The 20,266-nt window shown below is 28.2% G+C and carries 17 protein-coding genes and 1 tRNA gene; 11 read left to right on the forward strand and 7 right to left on the reverse strand.

Translation table 11 applies throughout. The features are described 5' to 3' along the window. The first annotated feature begins 30 nt into the window (after positions 1-30). From QIA21_RS01635 to QIA21_RS01665, 7 genes are all read left to right on the forward strand, one after another. The gene (locus QIA21_RS01635) at positions 31-867 is read left to right on the forward strand and encodes a UTP--glucose-1-phosphate uridylyltransferase (protein ID WP_301392892.1); all 837 of its coding nucleotides are present in this window, start codon (positions 31-33) and stop codon (positions 865-867) included. Then, positions 854-2,602 carry a BB_0208 family protein gene (locus QIA21_RS01640; RefSeq protein ID WP_301392893.1) on the forward strand — a complete coding sequence of 583 codons (1,749 nt, stop codon included), beginning with the start codon at positions 854-856 and terminating at the stop codon, positions 2,600-2,602. Before QIA21_RS01635 ends, QIA21_RS01640 begins: the two co-directional genes overlap by 14 nt. 27 nt (positions 2,603-2,629) lie before the next feature. Beyond that, a complete protein-coding gene (locus QIA21_RS01645; protein ID WP_301392894.1) occupies positions 2,630-3,397 on the forward strand; it encodes a tetratricopeptide repeat protein in 768 nt (255 codons plus the stop codon). Continuing rightward, the gene (locus QIA21_RS01650) at positions 3,390-6,740 is read left to right on the forward strand and encodes a tetratricopeptide repeat protein (protein WP_301392895.1); all 3,351 of its coding nucleotides are present in this window, start codon (positions 3,390-3,392) and stop codon (positions 6,738-6,740) included. Before QIA21_RS01645 ends, QIA21_RS01650 begins: the two co-directional genes overlap by 8 nt. A 6-nt stretch (positions 6,741-6,746) precedes the next feature. Beyond that, a complete protein-coding gene (gene mutL / locus QIA21_RS01655; protein ID WP_301392896.1) occupies positions 6,747-8,585 on the forward strand; it encodes a DNA mismatch repair endonuclease MutL in 1,839 nt (612 codons plus the stop codon). A gap of 18 nt (positions 8,586-8,603) precedes the next feature. Continuing rightward, the gene (locus tag QIA21_RS01660) at positions 8,604-9,638 is read left to right on the forward strand and encodes a hypothetical protein (RefSeq protein ID WP_301392897.1); all 1,035 of its coding nucleotides are present in this window, start codon (positions 8,604-8,606) and stop codon (positions 9,636-9,638) included. Between the two features lie 26 nt (positions 9,639-9,664). Continuing rightward, a tRNA-Ile gene (locus QIA21_RS01665) sits at positions 9,665-9,738 on the forward strand. 13 nt (positions 9,739-9,751) lie between these two features. Here the strand turns inward: QIA21_RS01665 and QIA21_RS01670 are convergent. Together QIA21_RS01670 and efp are read right to left on the reverse strand one after the other, a co-directional pair. Next, positions 9,752-10,405 (reverse strand): hypothetical protein, encoded by a 654-nt coding sequence (locus QIA21_RS01670; RefSeq protein ID WP_301392898.1) that lies wholly within the window; start codon positions 10,403-10,405, stop codon positions 9,752-9,754. Continuing rightward, the gene (gene efp / locus QIA21_RS01675) at positions 10,383-10,961 is read right to left on the reverse strand and encodes an elongation factor P (RefSeq protein WP_301392899.1); all 579 of its coding nucleotides are present in this window, start codon (positions 10,959-10,961) and stop codon (positions 10,383-10,385) included. Before efp ends, QIA21_RS01670 begins: the two co-directional genes overlap by 23 nt. Positions 10,962-11,127: 166 nt before the next feature. Between efp and QIA21_RS01680 the strand changes: the two genes are divergently transcribed. The 4 genes from QIA21_RS01680 to pstB all read left to right on the forward strand — a co-directional run bounded on the left by QIA21_RS01680 (position 11,128) and on the right by pstB (position 15,288). Continuing rightward, positions 11,128-11,970 carry a phosphate ABC transporter substrate-binding protein gene (locus QIA21_RS01680; RefSeq protein WP_091972752.1) on the forward strand — a complete coding sequence of 281 codons (843 nt, stop codon included), beginning with the start codon at positions 11,128-11,130 and terminating at the stop codon, positions 11,968-11,970. Positions 11,971-12,055: 85 nt separating this feature from the next. Continuing rightward, positions 12,056-12,964 carry a phosphate ABC transporter permease subunit PstC gene (pstC, locus tag QIA21_RS01685; protein ID WP_301392900.1) on the forward strand — a complete coding sequence of 303 codons (909 nt, stop codon included), beginning with the start codon at positions 12,056-12,058 and terminating at the stop codon, positions 12,962-12,964. Positions 12,965-13,068: 104 nt separating this feature from the next. Next, positions 13,069-14,505, forward strand: a complete 1,437-nt coding sequence (gene pstA / locus QIA21_RS01690) for a phosphate ABC transporter permease PstA (RefSeq protein WP_301392901.1) — start codon at positions 13,069-13,071, stop codon at positions 14,503-14,505. Beyond that, entirely contained in the window at positions 14,506-15,288 is a 783-nt protein-coding gene (pstB, locus tag QIA21_RS01695; RefSeq protein ID WP_091972749.1) for a phosphate ABC transporter ATP-binding protein PstB, read from the forward strand. 2 nt (positions 15,289-15,290) lie between these two features. Here the strand turns inward: pstB and QIA21_RS01700 are convergent, their stop codons facing one another. The 5 genes from QIA21_RS01700 to QIA21_RS01720 are packed head-to-tail and all read right to left on the reverse strand — an operon-like array spanning position 15,291 to position 20,224. Then, positions 15,291-16,112 (reverse strand): ZIP family metal transporter, encoded by an 822-nt coding sequence (locus QIA21_RS01700; RefSeq protein WP_091972747.1) that lies wholly within the window; start codon positions 16,110-16,112, stop codon positions 15,291-15,293. Between the two features lie 41 nt (positions 16,113-16,153). Beyond that, positions 16,154-17,938 carry an alanine--tRNA ligase gene (locus QIA21_RS01705; RefSeq protein ID WP_301392902.1) on the reverse strand — a complete coding sequence of 595 codons (1,785 nt, stop codon included), beginning with the start codon at positions 17,936-17,938 and terminating at the stop codon, positions 16,154-16,156. Continuing rightward, entirely contained in the window at positions 17,938-19,155 is a 1,218-nt protein-coding gene (locus QIA21_RS01710; protein WP_301392903.1) for a flagellar motor switch protein FliG, read from the reverse strand. Before QIA21_RS01710 ends, QIA21_RS01705 begins: the two co-directional genes overlap by 1 nt. Continuing rightward, a complete protein-coding gene (locus QIA21_RS01715; protein ID WP_091972741.1) occupies positions 19,142-19,849 on the reverse strand; it encodes a 6-phosphogluconolactonase in 708 nt (235 codons plus the stop codon). The genes QIA21_RS01710 and QIA21_RS01715 overlap by 14 nt, the downstream gene beginning before the upstream one ends. Beyond that, positions 19,850-20,224 carry an SIMPL domain-containing protein gene (locus tag QIA21_RS01720; protein ID WP_301392904.1) on the reverse strand — a complete coding sequence of 125 codons (375 nt, stop codon included), beginning with the start codon at positions 20,222-20,224 and terminating at the stop codon, positions 19,850-19,852. It abuts the gene before it with no gap. Positions 20,225-20,266 lie beyond the last annotated feature (42 nt).

A 20,266-nucleotide genomic window follows, 5' to 3' on the forward strand; every position in this document is an offset into this window, starting at 1 on the left:
TGCTATAATCTTATTTCAAGAGAGAAAAATATGAAAGGCATTATTCTAGCAGCTGGATATGGAACAAGATTTTTACCAATAACGAAAACAATTCCAAAAGAAATGTTGCCAATTTTAAACAAACCAGCCATAGATTACATTATTCAAGAATTTATCGATTCGGGAATAAAAGACATTTTATTAATAAGCTCAAGACGAAAAAAAACTCTTGAGGATTATTTTGATAGAGAAATTGAACTTGAAAATATTTTTTTAAAAGAAAATAAAAAAAATGAATTAGAAAAGATTAAAAACAAAAAAATTAATATAAGCTTCATAAGACAAAAAGAGATGTTGGGCACAGGAAATGCACTGCTTTATGCAAAACCCTGGATAAATAGAGAACCTGTAATTGTGGCCTACCCCGACGATCTTCACGTTGGAAATCCGCCATTAAGCTTGCAATTGATTAAACTTCATGAAAAAACTGGAAAGAACATAATATCTATCATTGAAAATCCAGAAAATATAAACACATACGGAGTAATAGATCTCTACAAAGACGAAGTCCATGTAAAAAACATTGTTGAAAAACCAGAAATTGGAAGTGAACCTAGCAATAAAGCATCTATTGGAAGATTTTTGTACAACTATGAGTTTTTTGAACATTTAGAAGAAGGATTCAAGCTGCATCAAAAAGGTGAATACTATCACATTTATGCTTTAAGAAAGCTGATGGAGCAAAAAAAAGTATTATATAAAAATATTAAGGGAAAAAGAATCGATATAGGAACTCTTGAAGGCTATTTAAAGGCAATAATAAATTTTGCAAAAAGAGATAAAAATTTAATGGAAATTATAAAAAAAGGAATAGATGAAAACGATTAAAAAGGATTCAGAATTTTATAATTCCCTTACTACATTAAAAAAATACATAATCAAATACATAGAAGAAAAAGTTTTAAAATACAGCATTTCTTCCCAACTTTACAAATTAGAAAAACCCGAAATAATTGAACTTATAAAAATCAGCAATGATTATGAAAAAGAAAAAAATGTATTAAACACTTCACTCGAAGAATACTACTACAAAAAAACACAAAATGAAATCATTAAAAAATGGATATTAGAAATCATAAGAAATAAAAACTTCACTCAAATAAGCAAAGAAGACAACTTTAACACCAAAAAACTAGGAATAACATATAAACTGAAATCTAACAACTTTTTAAAACTAATCGAAATACAAAATAGCCCTTATTATTCCCAAGAAAAAAAAAACATTTATAAGCAAATTATATTAAATTTTTCTAGCAATATTAACATTGACAACTTAGAGCACACAATAGATATTTTAGTAGCTGTAAGAAACAAAAATAAATTCAAAATATTAAATATATTAAATAAAAATTTTAAAAATCAATCGGAAAATCAAAAAGTTTTTAAATCAAGCTTAATTAATAAAGAAAGCAGACTAATAAAACTAAAAAAAATGCTAATACTTACATATTGGCCTGTTGGATGTCTAAGTAAAAGCATTTTTATCAAAATTTTAATAAAACATTATAAATACTTAGAAGAAGAAATTTTAGCGCTAAAACACAATGAAATTTTAAACTACTTGCATGCAATAAAAACTTTAAGTCTTAATGAAATTTTTTATAAAGGTTCGAATAAAAATATTAACTTTAATTATTTTTTCAGTGATTTTACACAATACACTCCAAAGGATTTTAAAGACGCATTAAAGTGTTATTTATATATAGTCGAAAAAACAATAACAAAAAAATATTTAACTTGGTTTTTCAAAGACAAAATATCTAACAATTGGGAATCCTTCATAGATGCACTTGAATACATTGAAAAACACAAATTAATCAACATAAAAGAAAAAATCAAAGAAATTATAACCGCAAAATTTCAAACAGAAGATTTTTTTATATCTTTTGACAAAACAAATTTTAACCCTTACGAAAGCTCAACCATATTTAAAGAAAAATACATTAAAAATGCATTCATACAAAGCATTATGGACTATGTCAAAAAAAATTCTCAGAATATAGAAACTTATGGATGGATTGCATTCTATATTTATGCCGAGAATAAAGATAAAACAATTTTTTGTCAACACATGAAAGAATTTTTTAAAACTAAAACCTTTGAAATACAAAATCAAATATTTATATATTTTCTATCTTTTTATCCCAATATTGAAAATAGACATTTCAAATTTATATCAGATATACTGCTTTACCTTGACGAAAATAAAATTACAATACCTAAAAAAATAATAAAAATGCAAAAAATAAATCCCAACCAACTAGATTACCAAAAGTCATATATTTTAATAAAATCACTAAAAACAAGATCTAGAATTTTAAAAATTCTTCTCAAGAATATAAGATTTAATCTTATTGAAAAACTAGAAGATGAAAATGAGAAAAAATTATTACCTGCAATATGCTATTTAATATATTGTGAGAATCTGGTAGAATTAAAGAGCAATAAAAAGATAAAATCTAATGAAAAAAATAGTTTATTAGAATTTATTTCTTTTTTCAAAACAAAATTGAAGCAAAAAATAAATTTTAAAAAAGAACTTATGAAAACTAGAGACATTTAATCTAAATTAAGTAGAATGGAAAAAAAAATGAAAATTTATTTATTATTAGATAAAAAATATAAAATTTTTATTTTATTTTTAATTTTAATATTTAATTCAAAATTGGCATATTCTCAAAGACTAATTAGAATCGGCAAAGAAGAAATGAAAAACAAAAATTACATTCAAGCAATTGAAACACTAAGCGATGCTATTAAAAAATATCCAAAAGTACAACTCGGCTATTACTTTTTATCAGTAGCATACAGAGAAAACAATCAACTAACAGAAGCAGAAGGTGCTTTGCTTGATGGAATTGCGGTAGGAGGTGAGATAGATTACGTACTATATTATGAATTAGGCAACATAATGTTTAACAGAGGAGAAGGATACTATCCTCTAGCAATAAAATATTATTCTAATTCCATTAAAAGCAAACCCAATTATGACAGCGCCCTGCTAAACAGAGCTAATGCCTATGTTCAACAAGGCAAAATAACATCTAAAGAAAAAGAATACCAAAAGGCTTGGGACTCATATACTATGGCTATCCACGACTACTCGCAATTTATTACCCTTAGATCAAAAACAGAAAAAAAAGACAGTATTTTGCTTATAATAAGCTATTTAAGAAATGAAAAAATTAATCTTGAAAAACTTGACAAAAGTTTAAAGGGACGAACCGAGCATATTGTATACGCAAAAGAAGATAAAAATCAAATACTTAAAGATAGTTTTAAAGACAACTTAGAAACAAATTCTTTAATTGAGCTAGAAAAACTTAATTGGCAAGAGGAGTTATACATAGATGAATAAAAAACGTACAAATTTTTCGGTATTATTGCTTTTAATTTTCTTACTTATCTTATCATTTGGCGGATTTGGTTACTATATATATCAAAGCAAATTGAATGACAAAAATCGAGAAATAATGCTAAACGAAGTTAAAAATAGCGTAATAGATCGAAATTATAAAAAAGCATATTCTGTTGCAAAACTTCTGCAAGATAAATACCCGCAAAACGAAGACATTGAAATGCTTACAAATACGCTAGCAGAAATTGCCAACAGCAGTCCTTTTGAATCAAACGACTTACAAAGAGATTCTGCTAATCAAATTTTGGACAAGATCAAAGGTCAAGACAATGCAAAATCAAATGTAAACGAAAATTTTGATATTGCATTTAATAATAGATATATTAAAGACACCGCAATAACAGAAAACTACTCTGACAGAAACGATAACGTTGGCATTGAAGATGAAGACATATCTGAATTTAAAAAAAGCAAAATACCAGAAAAAATAAACTCAAACACAAAACCAAAAGAAGAAGAAGAAGAAGAAGAAGATAAAACTGTTAATGATCAAAAAAATTTATTTAATTTAGAAAAACTAAAAAAAAATTTAAGTGAAAAATCAAATAGTGAAAATATTTTAAACAACCCTCAAAAAATAGAAATTGATAAGCAAAACAAAAATGTTTCCAAAGAAAAAATTTCAGAGCATGTTTTAAAAAACCTAGAAAACAGTAAATATTCAAACAATGATAATAATACATCTTTAAAAAAGATTCCTTCAAATTCTAAAAAGGAAAGTGATATTTCTCCATCCAGTCAAACAATAATGGGAAAAATTAATAGACCATATAGTTACTTAATAAAAAAAGAGCTCTATGAAATATTAGACAATATTAATACTGGTAGAGTCACGCTTGGAAAAAACAGATTAAAAGAATTAATTAAAAAGGGTTTAAGTAATAAATTTCAAAAAGTAAATGAGTTGATTGAAAGTTTAAAAAACAAAGAAGCCTCCAACTTACTATTAACCTTAATAAAAAAAGATATTGAACCAAATTTAATTAATATTAATATACCAAAAGATCCTTACAGAAAAAACATCTCTCAATTAAATGAAGAAGACAAAATACAGCAATCAGAAGAACTCAAATCTAAAGTTTATTCAATAAAACCTGTTGATCTTGAAAACCCAAAAACACGTCAACAAGCCATTAAAGATCTAAACGAATTCTTGACCATCAACCCCAATGACACCCACGCCTCTGAAACCTTAGCTCAAGCTAACAAAATACAGCAATCAGAAGAACTCAAATCTAAAGTTTATTCAATAAAACCTATTGATCTTAAAAACCCAAAAACACGTCAACAAGCCATTAAAGATCTAAACGAATTCTTGACCATCAATCCCAATGACACCCACGCCTCTGAAACCTTAGCTCAAGCTAACAAAATACAGCAATCAGAAGAACTCAAATCTAAAGTTTATTCAATAAAACCTATTGATCTTGAAAACCCAAAAACACGTCAACAAGCCATCAAGGATCTAAACGAATTCTTGACCATCAATCCCAATGACACCCACGCCTCTGAAACCTTAGCTCAAGCTAACAAAATACAGCAATCAGAAGAACTCAAATCTAAAGTTTATTCAATAAAACCTATTGATCTTGAAAACCCAAAAACACGTCAACAAGCCATTAAAGATCTAAACGAATTCTTGACCATCAATCCCAATGACACCCACGCCTCTGAAACCTTAGCTCAAGCTAACAAAATACAGCAATCAGAAGAACTCAAATCTAAAGTTTATTCAATAAAACCTATTGATCTTGAAAACCCAAAAACACGTCAACAAGCCATTAAAGATCTAAACGAATTCTTGACCATCAATCCCAATGACACCCACGCCTCTGAAACCTTAGCTCAAGCTAACAAAATACAGCAATCAGAAGAACTCAAATCTAAAGTTTATTCAATAAAACCTATTGATCTTGAAAACCCAAAAACACGTCAACAAGCCATTAAAGATCTAAACGAATTCTTGACCATCAATCCCAATGACACCCACGCCTCTGAAACCTTAGCTCAAGCTAACAAAATACAGCAATCAGAAGAACTCAAATCTAAAGTTTATTCAATAAAACCTATTGATCTTGAAAACCCAAAAACACGTCAACAAGCCATCAAGGATCTAAACGAATTCTTGACCATCAATCCCAATGACACCCACGCCTCTAAAACTTTAGCTCAAGCTTATGAAAACAATGGAGATTTGCTAAAAGCAGAAAATGTATATGAAAAAATTGCCAAACTCACAAATACCCAAGAAGATTACTACAAACTTGGAATCATTAGATTCAAGCTTAAAAAATATGAACCCTCAATAGAGTCATTTGATCAAACAATAAGACTCAATCCAAAACATAAAAAAGCACACAACAATAAAGGAATAGCTTTAATAATTCTAAATGAAAACAAAAAAGCAATAGAAGCTTTCGAGAAAGCAATACAAATTGATAAAAATTATGACACTGCCTACTACCAAAAAGGAATAGCGGAAGAAAAAAATGGCGACATGCAGCAAGCATTCACAAGTTTTAAAAATGCCTATGATCTTGACAAAAAACTAAATTATGCATTAAAAGCTGGAATAGTATCTAACAACTTGGGAAACTTCAAAAAAAGCGAAGAGTATTTAAGTTTTTTTAATGACAATGCAAAAAAACCTAACGAAATTGCTATTTATAACCTATCAATAGCAAAATTTGAGAACAACAAACTTGAAGAATCTCTTGAGATAATAAACAAGGCCATAAATTTAAACCCAGAAAAAAGTGAATATTTATATTTAAAAGCATCTATAAATTTTAAAACCGAAAATTACCGAAATGCTATATCGCTTTACAACTTAGTACTTGAAAAAAACCCTGAAAATACTTCAGCATACATAAACCTAGCAAAAGCATACGAAAAATCGGGAAATAGGACTCAAGCAATCTCAACTCTTGAAAAAATAATAAACAAAAACAATAAATTAGCCTTAAACAATCTTGGAATACTTTACAAAAAACAAAAAAATTATCAAAAAGCAATTGAAATTTTTGAAAAAGCAATAATCAATTCAGATATTGAAGCAAAATATAATCTTGCAACCACTCTAATTGAAGTTAATAATAACACGAGAGCTAAAGACCTTCTAAAGGAATACACAAAATTAAACCCAAACAATCCAGAAGCCTTACATGCGCTTGGAATAATAGAATATAATGAGAATAACAATGATCAAACATTAAGAGAACTTGTTGAAAAATTTCCAAATTACAAAAAAAATGAAAATATTAAAAAAATAATAGGAATATAAATTTCAATGAACAAAATAAGATTCTTAGATAAATACTTGGTTCAAAAAATAGCAGCAGGAGAATCAATAGACAGACCATGTTCAATATTAAGGGAATTATTAGACAATTCAATAGATTCTGGAGCTACTAAAATTGAGGTCTTTCTTGAAGAAGGAGGAATTCAAAAAATCTTAATAATAGACAATGGAAGCGGAATAAGTAAAGAAGATTTAAAAATATGCTATCTACCACACACTACTTCAAAAATATCCTCAGAAGAGGATTTGAGAAAAATAGAAACTCTAGGATTTAGAGGAGAGGCTCTCTCTAGTATTGCAATTTGCTCCAACATTTCAATAACAAGCTCAACAACTGGCAATGAAAGCTATCAAATAGAAGTAGAAAATGGAATCGAAAAATGCTTTAAAAAACAACCTACCATAACCGGAACAATAGTAGATGTTACAAAAATATTTCACAACTTTCCAGCAAGAAAAAGGTTCTTAAAGCAAGAACCTATTGAAACAAAAATGTGTCTAAAAGTTTTAGAAGAAAAAATAATAACCCACCCAGAAATCAATTTCGAAATTAATTTGAATCAAAAACTAAGAAAAATTTACTTTAAAGAATCGTTAATTGATAGAGTGCAAAATGTATATGGAAATGTAATAGAAAATAATAAATTTAAAGTCTTAAAAAAAGAACATGAAAATATAAAAATAGAAATATTTTTAGCACCAGATAATTTTTCTAAAAAAAGTAAAAGATATATTAAAACATTTGTCAATAGAAGACCTATCGATCAAAAAGATCTCTTAGAAGCAATAACTAATGGGCACAATAGAATACTTTCCCCTGGCAACTTCCCAATATGTTATTTATTTCTAGAAATAAACCCTGAATATATTGACTTTAATGTTCACCCTCAAAAAAAAGAAGTAAGATTTTACAATCTTCCATTTTTATTTAAACTAATCTCTGACAATATTAATAATTTTTTCGATAAAAACATAGATAATAGCTACAAAGACATAATAATAAAAAGACAATTAACAGATGACGATCATTTAATAGAAATTATAAACCAACCAGAAAACTTTAATAAAACTAACACATATGATATGCCACAAAACAAAAATTTAGAAACAGAAAATAATGTAAACGAACTAAACAAAGACATACTACAAAACGACATTGGCCTTAGAAAATATAACTCAATTATACAAAATAGACCATCACTTAAGGAAAACATTGCAAACATTTTCTCTGACAACTTTTTAGAATTTGAAAAACCGCCAACCAAAAATGAAAAAGAAGACATAAAATTTAACTATATCGGTCAAATATTCTCTGAATTTTTGATCGTTGAAAAAGTAAATGAAATTTACTTCATAGACCAACACGCAGTTCACGAAAAAATAATATATGAAAAACTTAGAAATTCAAAAAAAACTATTCAAAAGCTTCTAATACCAATTGAATTCACAATAGTTGATAAAAACATAGAAGAAATTGTAGACAGTGAAATCGAAGAATATAAAAAATTGGACATCATAATCTCCAAAATAGACTCTAAAAAATATCAACTCGAATCTATTCCTAATATTTGCAGTCAATATGAAAACACTCTTATTCATTTTTTTCAATCAAGAAGAAGTAGAACAATAAATTCTCTTGAATCTGATCTATATGCAACTATTGCATGTAGAAAAGCTGTTAAAACAAATGACATATTAAGCATTGAATTTAGCAAATTTTTAATAAATGAATTTTTTAAACTAGAAATCAAACATTGCCCTCATGGACGAAAAATTTATTACAAAATATCTAAATTTGAGCTTGAAAAAAAAGTTGACAGAGCATAAAATAAAACCAGAGTTCTAATGATAAAAAAAATCAAATCCGAAATCAGCTTACTAAAGCTAGAAAAAGAAAAAAGTTTAATTGAGCTTGGGAAAATATTAAAAAATAATAATACAGTAGAATTAAAAAATTTAAGCCACTATCCTAATCTAAAATTAGCAGAAAAAGAATTGTACCAAATGAAAAGCAATTTAAGCAAATCAGAAGAAAATGAAAACATATTAAAAAATTTAAACAAACAGATTTATATTCTTAAAACAGAATATAAATCTGTTAGCAAGTCGTATAAAAAAAACCTTAAAGAAATTGCTAACACAATAATCAAAATTTATCCTCAAAACCTAGAATTAATATCAAAATACAACATGAATTTTTCTAAATTGAAACTTGAAAAATATAAAAAAATAGAATTATCAAATGATAATAAAACAAAAAATTCTTTACAAAGAATAATGCTTAAAGTAAACTCATCAATAAACAACATTATAAATATGGTAAATGTATGTAAAATATCAAAAGAATTAGAAAAACAAGTATTCATAATATATTGCCTTTCTGAAAATTTTGAAAGCATAATAAACGAATTTTCATTAAATAAAAAATTAAGCAATCTAATTATTAAAGAATTTAAAATAATAAATGAAATCAAAACAAATGTAAAAAGCAAAAAAGAAGAAATAAAACAAATAATACATACAAGCAAAAAAGAAAAAATATACAAAAAGAGTCAAATAAAAACCGAAATCAATGTTATTATAAAAAACAAAGAAAATATTCTAAAAAAAATTGCTGAAGAATTTATTGAAACAACAAAAAAAGATAAAATAACAAATAAAACCAATGCAATCTGCTCAATAATCCAAAAAATAGAAAAAACAAACCATAAAATATTAAACTTAAGTAATGATTTAATAAAAATAGCAAAACAGGAAGAAATAAAAACCATTCAACAAAAAATACAAGTCCTAACGAAGGAAAAAGATAAAATTAATAACAAATTAGATACATTAACTTCTAAAATAGAAGTTATTCAAAATGAACTTGACAATGAATAAAAAATAAATATAATAATTAAAGCTAAGGGCCCATAGCTCAGTTGGTTAGAGCACCCGACTCATAATCGGTAGGTCCCAGGTTCAAGTCCTGGTGGGCCCAATTTGATCTTTTTTTAATTGACTTTAAAAAAAAGATTTGAATTTTTTTCGATATAATAAAAACTTATATAATTGTCCAATGTTTCATCGATCTCTAGAGCATCCATTGAATCAATTCCAACAACTGAAGAGACTGGATATAGCTTATCTTTAAGAGTTTTAACAAAAAATACTTTAGAATTGCTCAACTTATTTAACATTGCAATGTCTTTAGACTTATATACATAATTATGAACATCATCTAAATCATATTTTGACATACCTAAAGAAACAACAAGCTCTTTACTATACACCCTCATACCCTTATCAAAAATACGAACAGATGATATAAAGTCTTCAAAAGTTTCATCAAAAAAATTAAACCTCAAATCCCTGCAATACAAAATATCCTTACCAAGACTAGAATCAATAAAAAAAGAGCTATAATCGTTATTAACCACCTGAATAAACTCACTGGTGTTCTTATTTTCTATTGATAGTTTAAAAACATCTTTTGGATTTAGAACTTTAATTGCAAAATCAAAACTCATAAAATAATCTAAACGATTCTCAGTAAAATAATAATTTACCTTATAATCAAGTTCTTTTATCTCTGGATAATTTACTTCGCAAGAACAAACAACACAACAAAAAAATAATATTAATTTAACTTTTAATCCGCTCTGCATACTCTTTGGTTTCAGAATTAACCAAAACTTTATCTCCAACGTTAATAAAAAGCGGAGCTTTTATTACAAGCCCTGTATTAAGAGTAATATTTTTCATTACATTTGTTACAGTGTCACCTTTAACAGCTGCTTCAACCTCTACAACTTCAAAAGCAATCTTTGGGGCCAACTTAATATCAATAACCACATTGTCAAACATCACAAGAGAATAGATTTCCGACTCCTGCAAAAAAGGTACCTTATCTTGGAAATTAGCACTTTCTTTTAAGTCCAAACTAACTTGATCATAAGTTTCTAAATCCATAAAAACCAAAACGTCTTTATCTTTGTATAAATACTGGGCACCAACCTCATAAATTTCAATCGCTTCTGCAGTATCTGCTCCTTTTAAAGTTTCTCTAATGATAAATTTGCTTTTTAAGTTCTTAAGCTTTAACCTTACTATTGCCCCTCCCCTACCCGTTTTTGAAAATTCTCTTTCAAGAACAATATGGGGGGCTCCTTTGATAAGTAAAAAAGAACCTTTTTCAATCTCACTAGATCTCACTAACGCCATTTAAATACCTCGCAAAACTTAACATACAAATCTAGTAGTTAATTTATACCAAAAAATTTAAATATTTACTATTATTACCCAATTATAACTTAATCAATAAAGTTAATTTATAATTGACTTATTTTAAATTAATGCTATTATATACTTAAACAAAGGAGTTTACTTGATGAGAAAAATTATTATCTTAATTTTTATGCTATCAACAAGTTTATTATACAACTGTAAAAATCAAGACAATGAACAAATTGTATCAATTGGGGGATCTACAACTGTAAGCCCAATACTAGACGAAATGATTTTAAAATATAATAAAATAAACAGCAATGCTAAAGTAACATACGATGCACAAGGAAGTAGTGTTGGCATAAACGGGCTATTCAACAGAATATATAAAATAGCCATATCATCAAGAGATTTAACAAAAGAGGAAATTGAACAGGGAGCAAAAGAAACCGTATTTGCTTATGATGCTTTAATTTTCATCACAAGTCCCGAAATAAAAATTACAAATATTACAGAAGAAAATCTAGCTAAAATACTAAATGGAAAAATTCAAAATTGGAAACAAGTGGGAGGCCCTGATGCTAAAATCAACTTTATTAATCGAGATTCCTCATCAGGTTCTTATTCGTCTATAAAAGATCTACTTCTTAATAAAATATTTAAAACTCACGAAGAATCTCAATTCAGACAAGACGGAATAGTAGTAAAATCCAATGGTGAGGTAATTGAAAAAACAAGCCTTACTCCAAACTCAATAGGGTATATAGGCCTTGGATACGCAAAAAATTCAATAGAAAAAGGGTTAAATATACTTTCAGTCAACAGAACATACCCTACAAAAGAAACAATAAATAGCAATAAATACACCATTAAAAGAAATTTAATAATAGTTACAAATAACAAATACGAAGATAAAAGCGTAACTCAATTTATTGATTTTATGACAAGCTCAACTGGACAAGATATCGTTGAAGAACAAGGTTTTTTGGGGATAAAAACAAATTAAATTAAATAAAAGATTACTTGACTTAACATCAAGTCAAGTAATACAATTTAACACTAACATGAGCTTTAAGGGATTCTTTTAAAAAATGCATCTAGGCTTAAAGACAAAAAGAAAGATAGTTGGAATTATTTTCAAATCTTTTATTCTTATATCTGCAATAATCAGTTCCTTATCAATAGTGTTTTTAGGTGCGTTTATATTAAAAACTGGAATAACGCCATTTATTACTAATAAAATTAAAATTTTCAACTTTTTATTTAGCACAAATTGGGATCCTACTAATAGCCTACAAAAATCTTATGGAATCTTAGCATTCATTATTAATTCTTTTTTAACTACACTTTTTTCTATTTTAATCGCTTTACCGATTGGATTGGGATTTGCAATATATTTACTTGAAAAAGCAAAAGGATTTTACAGACAATTTTTACAAACAGTAATAGAGCTTTTGGCAGGAATTCCTAGTGTGGTTTACGGATTTTTTGGAAGCACATTTATTGCCGCCTTAGTAAAAAACATTTTTCAAAGAGAAGACAATTTGGGATACAATTTAATAAGCTCATCACTTATATTAAGTATAATGATAGTTCCCACAATAATTAGCGTCTGCTATTCATCACTTAAAGCCGTTCCTAAATCATATAAATTTGCATCTCTTGCATTAGCAGCAACAGACTGGCAAACAATATATAAGATAACAATACCATCAGCTAGTCGAGGCATTTTAGCAGGAACAATATTAGCAATAGGAAGAGCTATTGGAGAAACAGTGGCAGTATTAATGGTAGGAGGGGGCTCTCCTCTTTTTATAAAAAATGTATTTTCTCCGATTAGAACACTAACTGTAAATATTGCTATGGACATGGGATACGCCTCAGGTACCCACAGAGAAGCTCTATTCTCTACAGCCCTGGTGTTATTACTATTTTCAATAATTACAAATTTACTCAAAAATTTCATACTATCTTCAAATAAAAGGTTAAAGAAAAAGTGACCAAAACTCAAATAAACAAATTGATCAACAAGTTCTATTTCTTTATAATTAACCTTATTGCATATTTTTTAACAGCGCTATTAATTTTTCTAATAGCATATATATTGTACAACTCCTTGTTTTATTTTAAAAAAAAACAAACTTTATTTTTAAGCAAAACTCAAAACTTTGTGCCATTTAAAACAGAAGACGACAAAGAAATACAAATTGCTTTTATCGTTAACAAAAATATCAATGTAGATAAAATCTCAACAAAAGACATTTACAACATATATAATAATAAAATTTCACACTGGGGGAGTATTTCAGATCAAGGAATCGATATTATACCTATTGTCAATTCACTTAACATCACATCTAACAAAGCTATTTTAAGAGCACTAATCAAAAACAATGTATTTAATAAAAGATACATAAAATTCGAACCATCTACAAAAAAAATACTTCAAACCATAAACAGCACAATAGGCTCTGTAAGTTATTTAACAAAAGAAGAATTCGAGTCCCTAGATTTAAAGTTATATCCTAATATTAAAGCTTTAAAAATAAAAACTATGTCTGTCCTAATAAATAAAAAAACTTTAACAAAAAATGAAAATGAAATAATCAATACACTGGGTGTTGACGAGGTTGAAAAACTTATTGAAGGCAAAGAAAAATGGATTAATTTAATATCAAAGGATATTAAATTAAAAATAATAGAATATACTGATCAAAAAGAAAAAATAATACAAACTATAGAAAAAACAGAAGGCGCACTAGCAATTGTACCTTGGCATTATTTTCAAAATATTGAAGCACCCTTTATTAAAATGCATTACTTTGACAAAAGTAGTCCCTTAAATTTAAATTTCATATTATCTACTCCAAGAGATTCTGGTGCATATGGCGGAATTTCTTACTTAATCTTAAATACTTTTTATGTAATATTGCTAACAACTGCTATTTCAATATGCATTGGAATAGGAACTGGCATAATGCTTGCCGAGTACACTTCTAACAAAATATTTTACAAAATACTATCTATGAGTGTTGACATTCTGTCTTCAATTCCTGCAATAATTTTTGGACTTTTTGGACTGATATTTTTTGTGCCAATTTTTGGAATGGGAATACTCTCAGGAGCAATAACGAGCTCTTTAATGATATTGCCAATGATTGTTAAAACAACCGAAGAAACATTTAAAACAATCCCAAAATCATACAAATATGCTTCATTTGCCTTAGGAGCAAACAAAACAGAAACTATCATTAAAATTATGGTTCCAGCAGCTATTCCTGGAATACTAACAGGAATAGTTCTTGCAATAGGAAGAGCCTTGGGAGAAACAGCTGTGCTACTTTTTACAATGGGAACAAACTTAGGACTTGCAACAAATTTAAATGAACCATCAAGAACATTAACCGTACACTTACTGATGTTATTTCAAGAAGGACACCTGGATAAAGGATTTGGAACAGCTTCAATACTTGTAATAATGGTACTCATAATAAATTTAACATCAAAATTTTTAATAAACAAATTATATAGGATTAAATAAGTGGTAAAGGAAAAAGATAAACCAAAAAATGAAATTATAATAGAAACAGAAAATCTAAATCTATTTTATACAGACTTTAAGGCTCTAAACGAAATAAATATTAAAATACTAAAAAATAGTATTACCGCTTTAATAGGTCCATCTGGATGCGGCAAATCAACATTCTTAAGAACTCTCAACAGAATGAATGACCTTGTTGAAGGCGTTAAAATAGAAGGCAATGTAATATATGAGGGGAAAAACATTTATTCAAATAATTTCGATATCCTGGAACTTAGAAGAAAAATAGGAATGGTATTCCAAACTCCCAACCCATTTTTAATGTCTATCTACGACAATATAAGCTACGGACCAAAAATTCATGGAACAAAAGATAAAAAAAAACTAGATGAAATAGTAGAACAATCGCTAAAAAAATCTGCACTCTGGGACGAGGTCAAAGACAAACTTAATACAAATGCATTAAGTTTGTCAGGAGGTCAACAACAAAGACTCTGTATTGCAAGAACTCTTGCAATACAGCCAAATGTAATACTAATGGATGAACCTACCTCTGCACTCGATCCAATATCAACAGGTAAGATTGAAGAGCTAATAATAAATTTAAAAGAAAGTTACACAATAATCATTGTAACCCATAACATGCAACAAGCCGGAAGAATATCTGATAGAACCGCATTTTTCCTTAATGGATGCATTGAAGAAGAAAGTCCAACTGACGAACTATTCTTTAATCCCAAAAGTACCAAAACTGAAGAATATATCAGTGGAAAATTTGGGTAATTTCAACCTAATGAAACATCAAGAAACATCATTAATGTAAAACCAATAACACCAAATATGCTTGGCACTTTATTGTCAATATCTTTTCTCTTAGCTTCAGGTATTAATTGTTCAATGGAGACATAAATCATGGCTCCTGCTGAGAAAGCTAAAGCAAAAGGTAAAATTCGGGTAAAAGAATAAACTGCATAAGCACCCATGAGCCCCCCTACAATTTCCACTAATCCTGACATTTGGCCATAATTAAAGCATTTTGCCAAAGCAACATTACCTCTTCTTAAAGGTAGAGAAATAGCAGCTCCTTCAGGGATATTTTGAATGCCAATACCTAGCGTAAGAAGCATAGCCCCAACTAAAGTTTGAATATCTGGATTAGACGCCAAGGCTCCAAAAGCAACTCCAACAGCTAATCCTTCTGGAAAATTATGCAAAGTAACGGCAGTAAAGAGTAGAAAATCTTTTTTACCGTGTTTAGTTAAATCTTCATCAATAAAAGTAAGTTTATCGAGATCTGGAATAAATACATCTACAATGTATATAAAAAATGCTCCAACAAGAAATCCAAAAACAGCTGGCATCCAGGTAATATATCCAAGCTCTTCAGCTCTTTCTATAGCCGGTTGAATAAGCGAAAAAAAACTGGCCGCTATCATAATACCAGCAGAGAAACCAAGCATAGCGTCCATTATTTTATTATCTACCTTTCTAAAGAAAAAAACTGCTCCTGCTCCAAAAGCTGTAGTAAACCAAGTAAAAGTAGAACCCAAAAGTCCTAATAATACAGGATGCAAAGTCAATAAATAATCCAAAATTGATTTTATCATAAAACCTCCTATTAAAATAAATCAACAAATAATAAACAATTTTACTCATCAATCAAAATAGCTTTTATCCTTCTTATACCCGAAGATGAGGATTGTTCTTTTTGTATTTTAAAAGTACCAAGTTCATTGGTATTCTCTACATGAGGACCTCCACACACTTCAAGTGAAAATCCATCTATCTCATAAACGCTCACTAAATTATCATATTTCTCTCCAAAAAGAGCCATGGCACCTTTTTCTCGAGCTTCACTTAATTCCATTATAGATTTTTTTACAGATAAAGAATTTTTTATCTGTAAATTAACAATCTCTTCAACTTTTTTTATCTCATCATCTGTCATCTTTTTAAAATGCACAAAATCAAACCTTAATCGCTCAGCAGTGATATTGCTTCCTTTTTGCCTAACATGATCACCTAATACTAATTGAAGCGCCTTATGAAGCAAATGAGTCGCTGTATGTAACTTGGTAGTCTCATAAGTATAATCAGCAAGCCCTCCTTTAAAGACTTTGTCACCCCCTTTCTTTGAAGTCTTTTGATGCTTTTTAAAATGCTCATTAAAACCCAACTTATCAATATTAAAGCCATATTCAAAAGCAAGCTCTTCTGTTACTTCATATGGAAAACCATAAGTATCGTAAAGCTTAAAAGCAATATCGCCAGGAATAGTCTTAGAAGATAAATTTCGTGTTACTTTAATAAATTCTTGCTCACCTTGAAATAAGGTTTTAAAAAACTTTTCTTCTTCTGTGATCAATTCTTTTTTGATAAAATCTTTTTTTTCTATCAACTCATTATAAAAAGATCCATAAATGGTCTCTACAGAATCAACAAGATCAGCTAAAAAATGGGATTTTATTCCAAGCTTTTTTGCATATCTAATCGATCGCCTTATTAGCCTTCTTAAAACATACCCTTGACCCAAATTGGAGGGAAAAACAACAGAACTATCAGCAAGAATAAAGCAAGCCGCTTTAACATGATCAGAAATTATTCTAATATATCTATCGTCATTTTCTTTTTGTCCATAAATTTTACCAGAAATAAATTCTATTTTTCTTATTATAGGAATAAATGCATCTGTATCATAAACTGAAGATTTACCCTGTAAGAAAGCAATTGTTCTCTCAAGCCCCATTCCCGTATCGACACATTTTCGATCCAATTCTACGTAATTACCATTTTCATCTTTATTGTATTGCATAAAAACATTATTCCAAATTTCAAAATACTTACCACAAGAACACGTGATATCACAGCCAAGAGAGCACTTAGTCTTTCCAGTATCCACATATATTTCAGTATCTGGTCCACAAGGCCCTTTAGATCCAACAGGCCCCCAAAAATTATGATTCCTAGAAAGATAATATATTCTATCTTTGGGAATGCCCAAGCTTTCCCAAACTTTAGCCGTCTCTGTATCACGAGGGATCTCTTGATCGCCTTCAAATACGCTCACGTAAAGACTGTCTTTGGGAATATTTAAATAATCAGAAGACGTCAAAAATTCAAAACTACACTTTACAGAATACTCTTTAAAATAAGCTCCAAGAGACCAATTTCCAAGCATTTCAAAAAAAGTTAAATGACTCAAATCTCCAACCTCATCAATGTCGCCTGTTCTTAAGCATTTTTGAACATTAACAAGCATATCTCCTGATGGATGTACTTCTCCAAGAAGATAAGGAGTAAGGGGCTGCATTCCGGCTGTATTGAAAAGAACTGTAGAATCATTTTCAGGAATCAATGATTTGCCCATTATTTCAAAATGTTTTTTTGATTTAAAAAAATCAATATATTTTTTACGCAACTTGTCAAGTGTCATTAAACAAATTCCTCATTTTTTCTATATATTACTAAATCGCCTTTTAAAGTTAAATTTTTAATATAATTAATAAAAGATAGTGTCATGGTTTTTAAATCTTTTTTACTTATTTTTCCCAAAAAAGCTTCTTCATCTAAAATAATTTCTTTACGCCTTTTTGAGACATTTGAAAGCATTTTATCTCTAACCTCATCGCTTTTATCTTTAATAATAATTGCAATCTCTTTGTCTGTAAACTCTCTTAAAATATTATAAAGGTCATTATCCATGATTCTCAATATTACATTGATATCAAATATTTTTTCTCGAATTTCACTGTCTACAACAGGATTTAAATCCTGAATATTAATCTTATTAAGAAGATTTTTCTCTTCATTGGAATCCATATAGCTTAAAATATCAACAAGTATCTTAGATCCATCAAGTTTATCTGTCTTAAGTCTTCCTTGCATCTTAAATCTATCCTTAAGCTTATTTGAAATTGCCTCTATTGTCTCCATGCTCAATTGCCTTGGTCTAGCAAGATCTTTTACAAATTCTCTTCTATCTTCTTCCCCTAGCATTGAAAAAACATACTTTTTCTGATCTTTATTTAAATAATTATATAATATGACAAGCGTCTTAATATTCTCATCTTTAATTAATGCCCAAAGTTGTTCATGCTCAATTTGAGAGAAATAGTCAAAAGGAATAAAAATATCATTGCCAGTAACTTTTTTATAAATTGATTTTGCTTTAGACTTTCCTAATGTTTTATTTAATAATTCGTAAGCAAAGTTGTCATCAACCTTAACATACCTTTTTTCATTCCTCAGCAACTCTTCAAATTCTTTAACAATGTGTTCTTTTTCTTCTGGAGCAATATAACTAATCTTTGAAATTTCTCTAGTAATTAAGATTATATCCGAATCATCAAGCTCAGACATAATCTTTGCAGATTTTTCAAGTCCAATAGCTAAAAAATATTTTGCAATCTTTGTAACCTTGCTCTCTTTGCGAATAAACCCTGGCTTTAAATCATTAATATTATTAGATTTAGGCTCAATAGGTGATTTGGTCTTATTACCCTTAATAAGACTTATCCAAGATCTAAGCATAGAGCCTTGAATCTCTGAATCGGAAAAGTTTTTATTTAAACTCAAAGTATCAATTTGTTCAACAGTTTTTTTACTTAAATTTTTAGTATTTTTATACTTAGAAAGCCTAGGATCCTGCATAACTTTCATCTCTTTTGATGTTTGTAAGAACTAATAAATTGGGATGCTCTTTGAGAAGTTTAGCTGGACATTCATTAATAGAACTATTAAAACCTAAAAAATTCTCTAAAGCACGCTTTTTATCAACTCCCATAAATAGCAAAACAACCGCTTTTGAATTAAACAAAGATTTTGGCGTCAAGCTTATTCTTTTACTAGGAAATTTAGGAGAATTGTATTCATACTGATAACCTTCTACATCTGAAAACAACAGCTTTCTTGAAGGGAAAAGAGATGCGATATGTCCATCCTCACCAACAGAAACTAAAATAAAATCAAAAATATTAAACCTAGAATTAAATTCAATATTATACTCATGAATAGCTGTGGTTTCATCTATTTCGTTATAAACAAAAGTATGAAATTTGGAAACACTTATTAAATTTTTATCAACCATTTTGGAAAAAAAATTTTTGTTTAAAAAATTATAATTGCTATTCTCATCATTCAACGGAACACAACGTTCATCGACTAAAAAAAAATGTGATCTTTTTAAAGAAAAATTTTCTTTAAAAAAAACACTTAAAAAAGTGACTATACTTCGACCACCACAAATTCCAATACTTGTATACTTATCTTTATCTATATTCATATTAAAAAAATCAAAAAATCTATTTTTTAAATAATTCTCTTCATCAGAATATAAAAACTCCATTCAATTTCCTTTAATACATATTAATCTAAATAATAAGAAATAATTGCAACAAGCCTTAATCTTTTTTGAAGATAAAAGCTTTTGATTACCAAAGCTTTTATCAACTAAAAAAAATTCAAAATATTCTTGATCTGCATTCTTAATTTTACCTGATTTGAAACCAAAATGTTTTGCAAATTCCAAAACTGTTAATTCTACATTTCTGATTGAATCAGCCAGCATTTCAGACTTTATATGATTAATTTTATAAAAATAATATCTTGAGCCTCCATCATTTACAATCAACAAACCTTGATTATAAAGCTCAATAATATTTTTTTCTACTGCTTTTATTTTCCTAACATCAATTGTATTGACAATTAAATAAACATACATACTCTACCTATATAATGAAAGTTTTTTATAACTCTCCTAATT

The sequence above is a fragment of the Borreliella japonica genome (genome assembly GCF_030438115.2).
GTDB lineage: Bacteria > Spirochaetota > Spirochaetia > Borreliales > Borreliaceae > Borreliella > Borreliella japonica.

Coding starts and splice junctions, on each gene's coding strand:
- QIA21_RS01635 (WP_301392892.1), top strand. CDS start 31: ATGAAAGGCATTATTCTAGCAGCTGGATATGGAACAAGATTTTTACCA.
- QIA21_RS01640 (WP_301392893.1), top strand. CDS start 854: ATGAAAACGATTAAAAAGGATTCAGAATTTTATAATTCCCTTACTACA.
- QIA21_RS01645 (WP_301392894.1), top strand. CDS start 2,630: ATGAAAATTTATTTATTATTAGATAAAAAATATAAAATTTTTATTTTA.
- QIA21_RS01650 (WP_301392895.1), top strand. CDS start 3,390: ATGAATAAAAAACGTACAAATTTTTCGGTATTATTGCTTTTAATTTTC.
- mutL (WP_301392896.1), top strand. CDS start 6,747: ATGAACAAAATAAGATTCTTAGATAAATACTTGGTTCAAAAAATAGCA.
- QIA21_RS01660 (WP_301392897.1), top strand. CDS start 8,604: ATGATAAAAAAAATCAAATCCGAAATCAGCTTACTAAAGCTAGAAAAA.
- QIA21_RS01670 (WP_301392898.1), bottom strand. CDS start 10,405: ATGCAGAGCGGATTAAAAGTTAAATTAATATTATTTTTTTGTTGTGTT.
- efp (WP_301392899.1), bottom strand. CDS start 10,961: ATGGCGTTAGTGAGATCTAGTGAGATTGAAAAAGGTTCTTTTTTACTT.
- QIA21_RS01680 (WP_091972752.1), top strand. CDS start 11,128: ATGAGAAAAATTATTATCTTAATTTTTATGCTATCAACAAGTTTATTA.
- pstC (WP_301392900.1), top strand. CDS start 12,056: ATGCATCTAGGCTTAAAGACAAAAAGAAAGATAGTTGGAATTATTTTC.
- QIA21_RS01700 (WP_091972747.1), bottom strand. CDS start 16,112: ATGATAAAATCAATTTTGGATTATTTATTGACTTTGCATCCTGTATTA.
- QIA21_RS01705 (WP_301392902.1), bottom strand. CDS start 17,938: ATGACACTTGACAAGTTGCGTAAAAAATATATTGATTTTTTTAAATCA.
- QIA21_RS01710 (WP_301392903.1), bottom strand. CDS start 19,155: ATGCAGGATCCTAGGCTTTCTAAGTATAAAAATACTAAAAATTTAAGT.
- QIA21_RS01715 (WP_091972741.1), bottom strand. CDS start 19,849: ATGGAGTTTTTATATTCTGATGAAGAGAATTATTTAAAAAATAGATTT.
- QIA21_RS01720 (WP_301392904.1), bottom strand. CDS start 20,224: ATGTATGTTTATTTAATTGTCAATACAATTGATGTTAGGAAAATAAAA.